Annotated in this window: 14 protein-coding genes; 12 read left to right on the forward strand and 2 right to left on the reverse strand. The window is 69.5% G+C overall.

Annotation, left to right across the window (positions count from 1 at the left end; genetic code table 11):
* Positions 1 to 2: 2 nt before the first annotated feature.
* Positions 3 to 644: a VOC family protein gene (locus HLA91_RS01225; protein WP_170273199.1), complete on the reverse strand. Its 642-nt coding sequence runs from the start codon at positions 642 to 644 to the stop codon at positions 3 to 5.
* Between the two features lie 234 nt (positions 645 to 878).
* Positions 879 to 1,367, reverse strand: a complete 489-nt coding sequence (locus HLA91_RS01230; protein WP_170273200.1) for an inorganic diphosphatase — start codon at positions 1,365 to 1,367, stop codon at positions 879 to 881.
* A 160-nt stretch (positions 1,368 to 1,527) separates the two neighbouring features.
* Here HLA91_RS01230 and dacB point away from each other — a divergent pair, with 160 nt between their 5' ends.
* The 12 genes from dacB to HLA91_RS01290 all read left to right on the forward strand — a co-directional run bounded on the left by dacB (position 1,528) and on the right by HLA91_RS01290 (position 14,476).
* Positions 1,528 to 2,970, forward strand: a complete 1,443-nt coding sequence (gene dacB / locus HLA91_RS01235) for a D-alanyl-D-alanine carboxypeptidase/D-alanyl-D-alanine endopeptidase (protein ID WP_170273201.1) — start codon at positions 1,528 to 1,530, stop codon at positions 2,968 to 2,970.
* Positions 2,967 to 4,106, forward strand: coding sequence for a zinc-dependent metalloprotease (locus tag HLA91_RS01240; RefSeq protein ID WP_170273202.1), 1,140 nt, complete (start codon positions 2,967 to 2,969; stop codon positions 4,104 to 4,106). The genes dacB and HLA91_RS01240 overlap by 4 nt, the downstream gene beginning before the upstream one ends.
* The gene (gene tilS / locus HLA91_RS01245) at positions 4,103 to 5,218 is read left to right on the forward strand and encodes a tRNA lysidine(34) synthetase TilS (RefSeq protein WP_170273203.1); all 1,116 of its coding nucleotides are present in this window, start codon (positions 4,103 to 4,105) and stop codon (positions 5,216 to 5,218) included. The genes HLA91_RS01240 and tilS overlap by 4 nt, the downstream gene beginning before the upstream one ends.
* Positions 5,219 to 5,289: 71 nt before the next feature.
* Positions 5,290 to 5,841 (forward strand): hypoxanthine phosphoribosyltransferase, encoded by a 552-nt coding sequence (hpt, locus tag HLA91_RS01250; RefSeq protein ID WP_102161284.1) that lies wholly within the window; start codon positions 5,290 to 5,292, stop codon positions 5,839 to 5,841.
* A 164-nt stretch (positions 5,842 to 6,005) separates the two neighbouring features.
* On the forward strand, positions 6,006 to 8,213 hold the full coding sequence (ftsH, locus tag HLA91_RS01255) for an ATP-dependent zinc metalloprotease FtsH (protein WP_212753876.1): 2,208 nt from the start codon (positions 6,006 to 6,008) through the stop codon (positions 8,211 to 8,213).
* A 1-nt stretch (position 8,214) separates the two neighbouring features.
* Positions 8,215 to 8,778, forward strand: coding sequence for a GTP cyclohydrolase I FolE (gene folE / locus HLA91_RS01260; RefSeq protein ID WP_180964730.1), 564 nt, complete (start codon positions 8,215 to 8,217; stop codon positions 8,776 to 8,778).
* Positions 8,779 to 8,804: 26 nt separating this feature from the next.
* Positions 8,805 to 9,701, forward strand: coding sequence for a dihydropteroate synthase (folP, locus tag HLA91_RS01265; RefSeq protein WP_170273205.1), 897 nt, complete (start codon positions 8,805 to 8,807; stop codon positions 9,699 to 9,701).
* Positions 9,702 to 9,767: 66 nt separating this feature from the next.
* On the forward strand, positions 9,768 to 10,736 hold the full coding sequence (gene folK / locus HLA91_RS01270; RefSeq protein WP_170273206.1) for a 2-amino-4-hydroxy-6-hydroxymethyldihydropteridine diphosphokinase: 969 nt from the start codon (positions 9,768 to 9,770) through the stop codon (positions 10,734 to 10,736).
* Positions 10,733 to 11,194 (forward strand): DUF3180 domain-containing protein, encoded by a 462-nt coding sequence (locus HLA91_RS01275; RefSeq protein ID WP_102161292.1) that lies wholly within the window; start codon positions 10,733 to 10,735, stop codon positions 11,192 to 11,194. The genes folK and HLA91_RS01275 overlap by 4 nt, the downstream gene beginning before the upstream one ends.
* A complete protein-coding gene (locus HLA91_RS01280; RefSeq protein WP_165884587.1) occupies positions 11,191 to 11,745 on the forward strand; it encodes a PH domain-containing protein in 555 nt (184 codons plus the stop codon). The genes HLA91_RS01275 and HLA91_RS01280 overlap by 4 nt, the downstream gene beginning before the upstream one ends.
* On the forward strand, positions 11,745 to 13,580 hold the full coding sequence (locus HLA91_RS01285) for a PH domain-containing protein (protein ID WP_170273207.1): 1,836 nt from the start codon (positions 11,745 to 11,747) through the stop codon (positions 13,578 to 13,580). Before HLA91_RS01280 ends, HLA91_RS01285 begins: the two co-directional genes overlap by 1 nt.
* Positions 13,577 to 14,476 (forward strand): Rossmann-like and DUF2520 domain-containing protein, encoded by a 900-nt coding sequence (locus tag HLA91_RS01290; RefSeq protein ID WP_170273208.1) that lies wholly within the window; start codon positions 13,577 to 13,579, stop codon positions 14,474 to 14,476. The genes HLA91_RS01285 and HLA91_RS01290 overlap by 4 nt, the downstream gene beginning before the upstream one ends.
* Positions 14,477 to 14,515: the final 39 nt, after the last annotated feature.

Here is a 14,515-nt window from a genome sequence, read left to right on the forward strand (position 1 = left end):
TATCAGATCGTGACGGTGCCGTTCGGGGTCTCGAAGGTCACCGACATGAGACCGGGCGTGCCGTGCGGGGAGTCCCAGTCGATGCCGATCTCGGAGATCGGCTTCTTGTCCTGGGTGCCGAGCCAGTCGCGCAGCCGGTCGCGGTCGCCGGCGATCTTGAGCGAGGTGATCGACACCCCGCAGCCGGCGCCGCGGGCAGACGGATGCTCGTCCGCCGAGGAGACCCAGCGGATGAAGAACGGCAGCTGCGGATCGGCGATGAGGCCTTTGATGCCGATCTGCTTCCACAAAAGCTCGACACCGGTGTCGGGCGTGCGGTTGCCGTCCACGGCCTTGCGCTCGAGGCGCTCCTCGACCGGGTCGAGATCATCGACGGCGACACACCAGCCCATCCAGCCGCCGCCGAGTTCGCTGCGGGCGCGCACCGCCTGACCGAACGGCGTCGACAGGGCTGCGGGATGTTCGAGGGCTTCGACGACCTCGACATAGTGCCCGTCGGCGAGCGGGAAGATGAGATTGCGGGTGCCGAAGCGCGGATGCACGCCGCCGTCGTAGGCCTCGATGCCCAGCTTTTCGGCGATTCTGGCCGCGGTCTTCTCGTAGCCGTCGGGTTCGCTTGCGAAGGAGACGTGGTCAAGATGCATACGTGAAGAATCCCACACTGGCAATACCTGTGCTCCTTAGCCTTGCCTAAGTCGTCTGCCGGCGGCGGTGCGCGTCGTCACGGCTCACCGGGGCCGAGGCGGTGAAGCCCCAGGTGGCACCGGCACCTCTGCTGACCGGCAGGGTGAGCAGACGTGTCCGGCGGCCTGTCCACCTCGTGGAACAGGCCGCCGGAATCAGGTGCGTCTCAGCGCCTCAGCGGGCTCAGCCGGGGGTCAGTGTCCTTCGGACTGGAAGCGCTTGATCGAGGCTTCGACCTCCGCCTCGGCTTCGGCACGGCCGACCCACGAGGAGCCCTTGACGTACTTGCCCGGCTCCAGGTCCTTGTAGTGGACGAAGAAGTGCTCGATCGCATCGAGGGTGAACTTATCGACGTCCTCGATGTCGGTGTAGGCATCCCAGCGCGGGTCGCCTGCGACCACACCGAGGACCTTGTCATCGCCGCCGGCCTCGTCTTCCATCTTGAACATGCCGATCGGGCGCACATCGACCTGGCAGCCGGGGAACACCGACTCGGTCAGCAGCACGAGCACGTCGAGCGGGTCGCCGTCCTCACCGAGGGTGTCCTCGAAGTAGCCGTAGTCGGCCGGGTACTCCATCGAGGTGTAGAGGTAGCGGTCGAGCTTGACCCGGCCGGTCTCGTGGTCGACTTCGTACTTGTTGCGCGACCCCTTGGGGATCTCGACAGTTGCGAGCAGTTCCATTGCGTCTCCTTGGTCAGCTCTGAGGTGACATCGGTCGGATGGGCGGTCGGCGGCGCTTCGGCAATCGCACCGAACTCACTTAGCATAGTGAATGCGCCGCCGGCACACAGCACCGCCCCACAGGCCGCGCTCCCTGACCGCAATGCGAAAGAACCCGACAGTGGCCCACACCCGATCCACCCGGCGCGCAGCCCGCAGCCGCCGCCGGCTCACTGCTGGCATCGCAGCTGGAGCTGCGCTGGCGCTGCTGGCCGGATACGGAGTCGCTGACGCTTACGACCGGGTGCCCGGCATTCTGACGGTGGCCGAACCGATCCACATCGACCCTGTGCCCAAACCCGAGGCGAACGCCGGCCAGCAGCAGCTCGCCAGCCCGCTGGACACCTCGGCGCCGGTGCCGGCAGACCTGGCCAGCCGGCTCGATGAGCTGTTCGACGACGAGCGGATGACCGGCCAGCTCAGCATCGACATCCGCGATGCGGCCACGAACGTCGTCCTCTACACCCGCGGGGAGGCCAGCGCGAAGACCCCGGCCTCGGTGACGAAGGTGCTCACCGGTGCGGCCGCGCTCTTAAGCCTCGGCGGCGAATCCCGGTTCACCACCACGGCAGCGCTGACCAGCACAGACGGCGGTCCGGCCCAGCTGCACCTCATCGGCGGCGGCGACGTGCTGCTCGGACTCGGCGAGTCCGATCCCATGCAGGTGATGGGCCATGCCGGCCTGGCGACCCTGGCCGAGGAGACCGCCGAACAGCTCAGGGCGCGCGGCATCAGCTCCGTGCAGTTGTCAGCCGACGTCTCGCGCTACACCGGCCCGACCTACAACGACGGCTGGGAGCCTGGCGACATCGGCCATGGCTTCATCACCCACATCAGCCCGCTCATGACCGAATCCGGCTGGACGAAGCTTGAGCGCGGGGCGCCCCGGCACGCCGATCCCGTGCAGGTGGCCGTCGACCAGTTCGCCGAGGCGCTCGCCGCCCACGGCATCGACGCCGAGGTGGGCGAACCGGCCGCGGCCGGCGACGGTGCCGAACAACTCGCCCAGGTCGAGTCCGCGCCGGTCTCAGCGGTCGTGCAGAACATGATGCTCGCCAGCGACAACGTCTCCGCCGAGGTGCTCGGCCGGGAGGTCGCGCTCGCCGCCGGCAAGCCCGGCTCCGGTGCCGAGTCGCCGCTGGCGGTCATCGAGACGCTGCGCAGCGCCGGACTCGACACCGGGTCGATCGCACTGGAGGACGTCTCCGGGCTCAACTACGGCAACCGGATCTCCGCCCACGACCTCACCACTCTCATCCGGGCCGCGGCCGCCTCCGACGGCGACCTCTCCAGGCTCATCCCCGGCATGCCCGTCGGCGGGCTGTCGGGCACCCTGGCCGAACGCTACGAGGACCCGGAGACGACACCGGCCGCCGGGCGGGTCAACGCCAAGACCGGCACACTGCGCACGGTCACGAGCCTGGCCGGCACCGTGCTCACCGCTGACGGCCGGCTGCTCGTCTTCTCCCTCATGGCCGACGACCTGCAGCCGGGCACGGCCGGACGCGGACGCGAGGTCTTCGACGAAGCCGTCACCCTGCTCGCAGAATGCGGCTGCTCATGACCACACCTCGCCCTCACGACCCGGCAGCTTCCGGCTGGGTGTCCGTCGACGCCGTCCGCCAGACTGCAGCCGAACTCCTCGGCGCCGGCCGGCTGCCCGAACCGGACGATGCGGCAGCGCTGGTCGAGGAGCTGCGCGAGGACGCTGAGACCGCTATCGACCTCGTGCTCACCGTCATGCGGATGGACACCGAGACCGACACCCGGATCCGGCGCCGGCTGGCCGAAGGCCGCACGCTCATCGTCGACCGGCTCAGCTGGGTCGAGGCCAACGCCCAGTCCTTCGGCCGCGTGCTTGCCGACGCCGCAGCAGCCACCGGGACGCCGGACCCCAGCCGCGCCCAACGGTGGGCGAGCTCGGTGGAGATGGGCGCAGCTCTGGCGATCGTCGGTTCGCGGGTGCTCGGCCAGTTCGACCCCTTCACCGCTGACGGCCGGCTGCTGCTCGCAGCCCCGAACATCCTCACCGTCGAACGCGAACTCGGCGTCCCCGCCCGCGACTTCCGGCTGTGGGTCGCCGTGCACGAACGCACCCACCACGTCCAGTTCGCCGCCGCCCCCTGGCTGCAGGCACACCTGCAGGAGCGGATGCAGGCCTTCCTCGCCCCCGTCATCACCGGCAGTCTGCCCGGCCGATCCCGTCAGCCCGGCGGCATCGAGAACCCCGGGCTCGTCGAGACCCTCGCCGCGCTCGCCCGCGCGCTCAGAGACGACACGAGTATCATCGACACGCTCATCGGGCCCCGGCATGCCGAGCTGCTCGATGAGGTCACCGCGCTCATGAGCCTGCTTGAAGGCCACGCCGATGTCGTCATGGACGCCGTCGGCCCCGGCGTCATCCCGAGCGTGCGCCGCATCCGCGCAGCCTTCGACACCCACCGGCATTCGGCGACCGGCATCAAGGCGATCGTCAACCGGGTCCTCGGCATCGACGAGAAGCTCGCCCAGTACACCCGCGGCGCCGCGTTCGTCCGTGCTGTCGTGCGCAAGCACGGGCATGCCGGGCTCAACCGCGTGTGGGAATCCCCGGAGAACCTGCCGAGCCTGCACGAGATCGAACACCCCGCCGACTGGGTCGCCCGCGTCCTCGACGCCCCGGAGCAACCAGGCCCGCTGAGCCCGCCGGAGCAGATGTGACCGGCAGGCGCCCGCGGCTCGATGCGGCCACGGCCGCGATCCGGAATGCGCTGCGCAGCTTCCTCGACACCGCCGTCGCCCGCCTGCCCGCCTCTGATTCCACGGCTGAGCCTGCCGCCGGCGATCCGGTCCGGCTCATCATCGCCGTCTCCGGGGGAGCCGACTCCCTGGCCCTGGCCGATGCCGCCGCCTTCCTCACCACCCGCCCCGCAGGCCTGACAGCAGCCGGCCGGCCCATCGAGATGACAGCAGCGACCGTCGACCACGGCCTGCAGCCAGCCACCGCCGAGGTGTGCGCGACCGTGCGCGATCACCTCACCGACCGCGGCCTGCCGACCACCGTCCTCACCCACCCGGTCACCACCGGACCGGAGGGCCTCGAAGCCGCCGCCCGCACCACCCGCTACACAGCACTCGACGAGCACCGCCGCCAGCTCGGCGCTGCCGCCGTGCTCACCGCCCACACCCGTGACGACCAAGCCGAAACCGTGCTCCTCGGCATGGCCCGCGGGTCCGGCGCCCGCTCACTGGCCGGGATGCGGGCTGTCAGCACCGTCGCCGGGTGCCCGGTGTGGCGGCCGCTGCTGGACATCACCCGTCAGCAGACCACCGCCTCGGCTGCGGCACGGCACCTGCCCGTCTGGCACGACCCGATGAACGACGACCCCGCCTACGCCCGGGTGCGGGCCCGCCAGCAGGCATTGCCGGCACTCGAAGCCGCGCTCGGCCCCGGCATCGCCGACGCACTCGCCCGCACCGCCGGGCAGCTCGCCGCCGACACCGACGCACTCGATCACTGGGCCGCAGGCGCCAGCGCCACCCACACCTCGGGCACGGAAACCCACGCGAGCCTGGCCGCGCTGCCGGCAGCGATCCGCACCCGCGTGCTGCGCGCCTGGCTGCACACGGGCACTGGCCGGGCTCAGGAGGTCACCGCGGCCCACATCTTCGCCGTCGACGATCTGGCCACCGGCCGCAGGCTCGGCAAGGTCTCCGTGCCAGCCGCCGCCGAGGTGGTGCGAACCAGGCGCGGACAGGGTCCGGCAGGCCTGCGGTTCCAGCCGGCCGACCGCCGTGAGAACGATGCGCCACCGGCTGCCGATAGGCGCTAGTGTTGGTCACGAACGGCAACAGGCATCAGCGCAGGGCGAGGAGTCGCCGGCGGACAAGGAGCTGACCCACTGTGGATGAAAAGGACCTCGGCACCGACATCGAGCGGATTCTCGTCACCGAAGCACAGATCAAGCACCGGCTCGTCGAGCTGGCAGCCGACATCGACCGCGACTACGAAGGCAAGGACGTCCTGCTCGTCGGCGTGCTCAAGGGCGCGGTCATGGTGATGGCCGACCTCGCACGCGCGCTGCACTCGCCGCTGCGGATGGACTGGATGGCAGTCTCCTCCTACGGCTCGGGCACCAAGTCCTCCGGTGTCGTGCGGATCCTCAAGGACCTCGACACGGATCTGAAGGACCAGCATGTGCTCATCGTCGAGGACATCATCGACTCCGGCCTGACCCTGTCCTGGCTGCTGGCGAACCTGCGCTCGCGCGGGGCCGCCTCCGTCGAGATCTGCACGATGCTGCGCAAGCCCGAGGCCCTCAAGGTCGACATCGACGTCCGCTATGTCGGCTTCGATGTGCCCAACGAGTTCGTCATCGGCTACGGCCTCGACTACGCCGAGAAGTACCGCAACGTGCCCTTCGTCGCCACCCTGGCGCCGCACGTCTACGCCTGAGCCGAGGCGGTCGCCGGCCTGCATGGGCAGGTGCGGGTGTGATTCAGCGGCTTTCCGGAATATCCCACTAGGCTGAGCTCTTGTATCCTCAGGGGGTCACGCCTCAGCGGGCCTTGCACCCGGCGCACCTGAGCCCTGAGCACACATGAGTCCTGGAAGGATCAATGGCAGAAACGAAGAAGAACCGCCCGACGATGAAGAAGCTGGCGCGCGGACCGCTCGTGTGGATCCTGCTGGCGATCATCATCGTCTCGATCGGCACGATGCTCATCGGCGGCGGCGGATTCCAGCGCATCGACACCAACCAGGGCCTCAAGCTGCTCGCCGATGACAAGGTCGAGCAGGTCAAGATCATCGACAACGACCAGCGCGTCGACCTCGTGCTCAAAGAGGAGTTCAAGCACGAGGACAAGAACTACGGCAAGAACGTCCAGTTCTTCTATGTCGAACCCCGCGGCGAGGACGTCGTCAAGGCCGTCAACGATGCCGCACCTGAGAAGGGCTACACCGATGAGGTGCCCAAGCAGGGCTGGTTCACCAGCCTGCTCATCAACCTGATCCCCTTCGTCATCATCTTCCTGGTCTTCTGGTTCCTGCTCTCCCAGATGTCCGGTGCCGGGCGCGGGATCATGAACTTCGGCAAGTCGAAGGCCAAGCTCGTCAACAAGGAGCACCCCGACGTCACCTTCGCCGACGTCGCCGGTGTCGACGAGGCACTCGAGGAGCTCGAGGAGATCAAGGAGTTCCTCGCCGAGCCGAAGAAGTTCCAGGACGTCGGCGCGAAGATCCCCAAGGGCGTGCTGCTCTACGGTGCACCGGGCACGGGCAAGACCCTGCTCGCCAAGGCCGTCGCCGGTGAGGCAGGGGTGCCGTTCTACACGATCTCCGGTTCGGACTTCGTTGAGATGTACGTCGGTGTCGGCGCCTCCCGTGTGCGCGACCTGTTCGAACAGGCGAAGAACAACTCGCCGTGCATCATCTTCATCGACGAGATCGACGCTGTCGGCCGCCAGCGCGGCGCCGGCATGGGCGGCGGTCACGATGAGCGCGAGCAGACGCTCAACCAGCTGCTCGTCGAGATGGACGGCTTCGACGCCACCACCAACGTCATCCTCATCGCCGCGACCAACCGCCCTGATGTCCTCGACCCGGCGCTGCTTCGCCCGGGCCGCTTCGACCGGCAGGTCCAGGTCGAGGCTCCGGACATGAAGGGCCGCCAGCACATCCTGCAGGTCCACGCCCGCAATAAGCCCCTGGCCCCGAACGTCGACCTGGCGATGGTCGCCAAGCGCACCCCGGGCTTCTCCGGTGCTGATCTGGCCAATGTGCTCAACGAGGCAGCCCTGCTGACGGCGCGTTCGTCGAAGACCGTCATCGACATGGAGATCATCGACGAGGCCATCGACCGCGTCATCGCTGGCCCGCAGAAGCGCACCCGTCTCATGAACGACAAGGAGCGCCTCGTCACCGCCTACCACGAGGGCGGTCACGCACTCGTGGCAGCGGCGATGAACGACACCGACCCGGTGACGAAGGTGACGATCCTGCCGCGCGGACGGGCCCTGGGCTACACGATGGTGCTGCCGAGTGAGGACCGCTACTCGACGACCCGCAATGAACTGCTCGACCAGCTCGCCTACGCGATGGGCGGCCGGGTGGCTGAGGAGATCGTCTTCCACGACCCGACCACCGGCGCCTCGAACGACATCGAGAAGGCGACCTCGATCGCCCGCAAGATGGTCACCCAGTACGGCATGAGCGAGAAGCTGGGCATGGTCAAGATCGGCGATGAGTCCTCCGAGCCGTTCGCCGGCAAGGGCTACGGCCACGACGACACGTATGCGGATCAGACGATGCAGACCATCGACGCCGAAGTCCGCGCCCTCATCGACGACGCGCATGCCGACGCCTACTGGGCGCTGACAGCCAACCGCGACATCCTCGACCGGCTCGCCTACGAGCTGCTCGACAAGGAGACCCTCGACCAGCACCAGCTTCAGGAGATCTTCGCCGAGGTGCGCAAGCGCGACAAGCGCGAGGTGTGGCTGGCCCACGACGACCGGCCGGTCTCCGACCGTCCGCCGATCGAGGTGCCCCCGCGCCGCCAGACCGACGAGGACGCCCGCACCGGTTCGCACGCCAGCGGCCTGGACGCACCCGGCACACCGGGCGCACCCGCCGGCCAGCCCGGCCAGCCGGGCTACCCGCAGCCAGGTCACCCGCAGCCCCCGCATGAAGGCCAGCCGGGCACCCCGGGACAGCCGGGACCGGCCCAGCCGCCGCAGCCCCCGCACCCGGGTCAGCCGGGCCAGCCCCCGCATCCGGGTGAACCTGGCCAGCCGCCGCAGGGCCCCTGGCAGGACGGGCGCTGAGATGGTCGACCAGCCGCGCATCGAGGCGGCGGTCAGGGAGATCCTCCTCGCAGTCGGGGAGGACCCTGACCGCGACGGCCTGCGTGACACCCCCGCCCGGGTGGCGCGCTCCTATGAAGAGGTCTTCTCCGGCCTGCACAAGGACGCCGCCGATGTCCTCAGGGTCGTCTTCGACGTCGGTTACGACGAGATGGTGCTCGTGCGTGACATCGAGATGTACTCGACCTGCGAGCACCACCTCGTGCCCTTCCACGGCTCGGCCCACATCGGCTACATCCCAGGACCCGAGGGCAAGGTGACCGGGCTGTCGAAGCTCGCCCGCCTCGTCGAGATCTACGCCCGCCGCCCGCAGATCCAGGAACGGCTCACCAGTCAGATCGCCGACGCGATCGTCGAGCACCTCGAACCGAGAGGTGCGATCGTCGTCATCGAAGCCGAGCACCTGTGCATGTCGATGCGCGGGGTGCAGAAGCCTGGGGCGACGACGATCTCCTCAGCCGTGCGCGGCCAGCTGCGCGACGCCGCCTCCAGGGCAGAGGCGATGAGCCTCATCCTCGGCCGCTGAGCCCACCTCAAGCGAAGGAGCAGCTGATGCGCACCCAGATCATGGGCGTCCTCAACGTCACCCCCGACTCGTTCTCCGACGGGGGCCGGTGGTTCGACTTCAGTGCGGCCGTCGACCACGGCCTCCAGCTGCTGGCCAACGGTGCCGACATCATCGACATCGGCGGCGAATCGACCAGACCCGGCAGCACCCGGGTGTCGGCCGAGGAGGAAGCCCGCCGCGTCATCCCCGTCATCAGGAAGCTCGCCGCCCAGGGCGCGGTCATCAGCATCGACACGATGCGCGCCGACATCGCCCGCCAGGCCATCGACGCCGGTGCGGCGATCATCAACGATGTCTCCGCCGGCCAAGCCGAAGCCGCGATGCTCAAAGCCGCAGGCGAAGCCGGCGTGCCGATCATCCTCATGCACTGGCGCGGACTGCTCTCCGACGCGACCGCCCGCTACCACTACGACGACGTCGTCGCCGAAGTCCAGGCCGAACTCACCGAGCGCATCGAGGCCGCCCGCACCGCCGGAGTCGCCGATGAGGACATCATCATCGACCCCGGCATCGGGTTCTCGAAGAACGCCGAGCACAACTGGCAGCTGCTCGCCCAGATCGAACGCTTCACCGAACTCGGCCCCCGCCTGCTCGTGGCTGCCAGCCGCAAACGGTTTATCTCCACCCTGCTCGGGGCCGAGAAGTCCGATGACATCCCGCTTGCCGACCGCGATGCCGCGACCGCCGCGATCACCGCGATCTCCGCCCAGGCAGGTGCGTGGGCGGTGCGCGTGCACGAACCGCGCGCCTCACTCATCGCCGCACAGGTCGCCGAGGCGATCAGCGCCCACCGGCCCCACACGCGCCCGCTGCCACTCGACCTGCCGGAGAACCCGGCCACCGCCTCGGGCACGGAAATCCGGCCCCCCTGGCCGACCTGAGCCCAGAGCGCGAAACCGCCGGGCGCAGTACGGTAGAGACCAACGACGACACGACAGGGAGACACAGTGGCCGACCGCACGCGCGCAGGCGACGCCATCACGCTGACCGGGCTGAAGGTCTACGGCTACCACGGCGTGTTCGACTTCGAGCGCCGCGAAGGCCAGGACTTCATCGTCGACGTCACCCTGCACACCGACACCCGCGCGGCAGCCGCCTCCGATGCGCTCGTTGACACCGCCGACTACGGCACCCTGGCCGAGGACATCGCCGCGATCATCGCAGGTGAGCCGCTCAACCTCATCGAAACGCTCGCCGAGCGCATCGCCGATCACTGCCTCACCGTCGCGGATTCCGCGACCGTCACCGTGCACAAGCCCGCCGCGCCCGTGCCGGTCGCCTTCGACGACGTCAGCGTCACCATCACCCGCCCCGCACCCGAGACGCCGGCCGGCTCCCTGCCCGCGCCCGAGGCGGGGGACACCCGCGCCGAGAGCACCGGCCTGCAGGCGGTGCTCGGGCTCGGTGCCAACCTCGGCCAGCCGCTCGAGGCGCTGCGCGCAACCGTGACCGCCCTCGACACCCATCCCGACATCAGCGTCGAGGCGTGCTCGACGGCGTTTGCGACGAAACCGGTCGGTGGAATCGACCAGCCCGACTTCACCAATGCCGTGGCGATCGTGACGACCGAACTGTCACCGCTGCAGCTGCTCGGTGTGTGCCAGGGCATTGAACTCGCCCACGGCCGGACCCGTGAGACCCGCTGGGGCCCGCGCACCCTCGACATCGACCTCATCCGCTGCACCCGCACCGGCAGCCTCGACGACGCGGCCGCCGAGATCACCTGCGAGACCGGCCAGCTCGTCCTGCCTCACCCGCGGGCCGCCGAACGCGCCTTCGTGCTTGCCCCCTGGGCCCAGCTGCGCCCTGATGCCACGGTGGCCACCGCCTCGGGCACGGTGCCGCTCAGCACCGCCCTCACCCGCGCTGACGACGGCGGCGGGCTGCGCGATACCGGTGAGGCGATCGGGTTATGACGCAGACGAAACCGGCCCAGCTGCTGACCTGGGGGATCCTCGGCATCATAGTGGCGCTCGGCTTCAACTACATCTGGGAGTCCCTCGGCCAGGCGCTGCCGGGCCTGCCGTGGCCGGCGATCATCGGCATGCTCGCACTGTCGATCGTGCTGCTGATCCTCGGCTGGCCGATCAAGAAATGGAACGACGGTGACCGCACCAAGGAACTCGACCACGTCAAAGCCGCCCGCGTGGCGATGATGGCCAAGGCCGCAGCACTTGCCGGGTCGCTGCTGACCGGCTGGTACCTCGGAGGCACCATGTACCTCGTCGTCAGCGCCGCCGGCGTGCGCGCCGAACAGGCCGGCGGGATGCTGCTGGCCGTCGCAGCCGCCGCCATCGTCATGGTCGTCGGGCTCGTCGTCGAGTCCTTCTGCCAACTCCCACCCGACGACACTGCAGGAGCAGATACCGCATGAGCATCCCCGCCCCACCACCGCAGCCGCCCCGCCAGCCGGAGCCACCCCAACGCCCGGTGCAGCCGGGCCCGCTGCCCCCGCCCGAGGCCGGGGTCGCCTTCCAGCCGGTGGACCGCAAGTACGCCTACGCCCGGCTGCTGACCGAGGCGATCTTCCTGGTCGGCGCACTCATCGTCGTCCTCGTCGTCGGCATCCTGTTCTGGAAGCCGCTGATGTGGATCGGCCTGCCGGTCATCGCCGCCTGGGCGATCTTCGCCGTGTGGCTCATCTTCCGGCAGACGAAGGCTCTCGGTTACGCCGAACGCGCCTCCGATCTGCTCGTGCGCCACGGCATCATGTTCCACACCACCTCAGTCGTGCCCTACGGCCGGCTGCAGTACGTCGAAGTGTCCTCCGGGCCGATTGAGCGGATGTTCGGCCTGGCTGGCGTCGAGCTGCACACCGCCTCGGCCTCAACCGACGCGACGATCCCCGGCCTGCCGCGCGCCGAGGCCGAACGGCTGCGCGATGAGCTGGCCACTCGCGGTGAGTCCCAGCTGGCAGGCTTGTGATGGCCCATCCCGAACCCGGCCAGCCCCAGAACGTCCAGCCGGACGTCCCGCCGTCGGTTGTCGACGCCCCGACCGGTGACGCCGGCTGGACGCGCGTCCACCCGCTGACCCCGGCGATCAACCTCGTCGCGATCATCGTGGCGGTCATCGCCGGCCTCATCGCCTTCGGCCAGTCGGTCCTCGACTCGATCATCCGGGCGATCCGCGAAGGCCGCCCACCGGACATGGGCTTCTTCGCCTGGATGGGCCAGAACGGGCTGCTGTGGGTGGCCGCGGCAGCACTGGCTGTCCTGCTCATCATCGGGCTGCTCAACTACCTGCTGTGGCGGGCGATGGCCTACCGCGTCGACGACGAAGCCGTCTACCTGCGCGAGACCCTCATCAGCCGCAAACTGCGCTCCGCCCGCCTCGACCGCGTCCAGTCGATCGACGTCTACCAGAAGATCCTCCCGCGCATCTTCGGGCTGGCCGGCCTCGTCTTCGACGTCGCCGGCGGCTCGGATTCGAAGATCGAGATCGCCTACCTCACCCGCAGCCAGGCCGAGAGCCTGCGCGCGGAGATGCTCACCCGGGTGCGGGCAGCCAAGCAACGCACCGCGCCCGAGGCGCCGGGCACCCAGGCAGGCGCGCCCACCCCCGCAGACGGTGCCGTCGACGGCCAGGTGCCCACCGCCTCGGGAACGGGGGAGGGGACCGCGATCACCCAGCCGGATGTCCATGCCCGTGAGCTGCGCACCGGCGACACGCTCGGTGCGCGCGTCATGCGCGCCGTGCACGGGGCCGCCGGCGAGGTGACCGCCGATGCCGAGCAGACGCTGCACGAGGTGCTCGCCCCGTACCGGGTGAGCCCGCGCACCGATGCCGAGGGGCGGATCGTGCGGATCCCCGCCCACATCGTCATCCTCTCCCAGCTCTTCACCCTCGGGGTGATCCTCTTGGGGCTGCTGCTCATCGCCGCGGCCGGGTTCTTCATCGTCATGGCCGTCTTCTTCCCCGGCCGGATCAGCCTCACGATCGCGCTGAGCTTCCTGCCGGCGATCTTCGGCCTCCTCGCCTACGCGCGGAGCACCTTCACCAACGCGAACTTCTCCGCCAGCCTGTCCGAGGACGGCCTGCAGGTGGCCCGCGGGCTGCTGTCGACCTCCCGGCGCACGATCCGGCTTGAGCGCATCCAGGCGGTGCGGATGAGCCAGCCGCTGCTGTGGCGGCTGACCGGCTGGTGGAAGGTCGAGTTCAACATGGCCGGCGGGGAGACCGGCGACGGGGACGGCGACAACGTGCTGCTGCCAGTCGGCAGCCGCGAGCAGGCGCTCATGATGCTCGCCCTCGCCCTGCCCGATCCGCAGCCGTCCGACGGCATCGACGCCCACACTCTCTTCGCCGCCGCGATGTACGGCGATGAGGCTGCCAAGATCACCGATGCCGACCCGGCTGCGCTCGCCACTGTCGAGCAGCGCTTCGTCGGCCAGCCGCCCTCCAGCCGGTGGCTCGACCCGCTGACGTACAAGCGCAACGGGTGGACGGTGACCGGTTCGATGCTCATCATCCGCTCCGGCTGGCTCACCCGCCAGGTCACCTGCACCCCGCACGCCCGCGTGCAGTCGATGCGCTGGCACCAGGGCCCGCTGCAGCGCCGCTTCGATCTCGCCAGCATCAACCTCGACTCGACCGCCGGGCCGATCGCCGCCTGCGTGCTGCACCAGTCGATCCCGGTCAGCTGGCAGTTCTTTTTCGACCACGCCGAACGCACCCGCTCCGCCCGCGAAGTCCTCGACGGCCGGACACCGGCAGCAGCACAGCAGACGACACCACAGCACGAGGGAGGAACGGTATGAACCACGAGGACCAGACCCGGCTGGGCATCGGCATCGTCGGCTGCGGACGAGTCGGAGCCGTCATGGGCAATGCGCTGCGCGCAGCCGGACACGCGATCATCGGCACGACCGCCTCCTCCCAGGCCTCCCGCGACCGCGCCGAGGCGATGCTGCCCGAGGTGCCGATCCTCGAGATCGAGACCCTTGTCGAACGCGCCGAACTCGTCCTGTTCACCGTCAGCGACGATGTGCTGGCCGAACTCGTGGCCGGGCTGGCGAAGCTCGGCTGCTTCAAACCCGGCCAGATCGTCATGCACTGCGCGGGCATGTACGGCACCGAGGTGCTCGGCCCCGCCGCCGCATCCGGAGCCTTCACCATCGCCCTGCACCCCTCCCTGTCGTTCACCGGCACCTCCGTCGACCTGCCGCGCCTGCGGGAGGCGACGATCGCAGTGACCGCGGCCAAGCCGGTGCTGCCGATCGGACAGGCGCTCGTCGTCGAGATCGGCGCTGAGCCGATCATCGTCGCCGAAGCCGACCGGGCGCTCTACCACGCGGCCATCGCCCATGCCGCCAACCACACCGTCGCCACCCTCAGCCAGTCACTCGACGTGCTCACCAGCCTCGGCATCGACGACCCCGCCCGGGTGCTGCGCTCACTCGTCGAAGCGAGCGTGTCCAACACCCTGCAGGCCGGGCCCTCGGCACTGACCGGGCCGGTCAGCCGCGGCGACACCGGCACGGTGGCCGCCCACCTCGACGCCCTGGCTGAGTACAGTGTCGCCGCAGGCTCCCTCGACGTCGCTGACGCCTACACCGCGATGGCCAAGGCCACGATCGCCCGGGCGCTGACCAACGGAACCATCACCACCGAGCAGGCCCGGGCCATGCACGAGCTGCTGACCGAACGCGACTGACCTCCCGAACGTGACCCACGCCTCGGGCGCGGGCCCCGC

The sequence above is a fragment of the Brevibacterium luteolum genome (genome assembly GCF_013004595.1).
Lineage (GTDB): Bacteria > Actinomycetota > Actinomycetes > Actinomycetales > Brevibacteriaceae > Brevibacterium > Brevibacterium luteolum.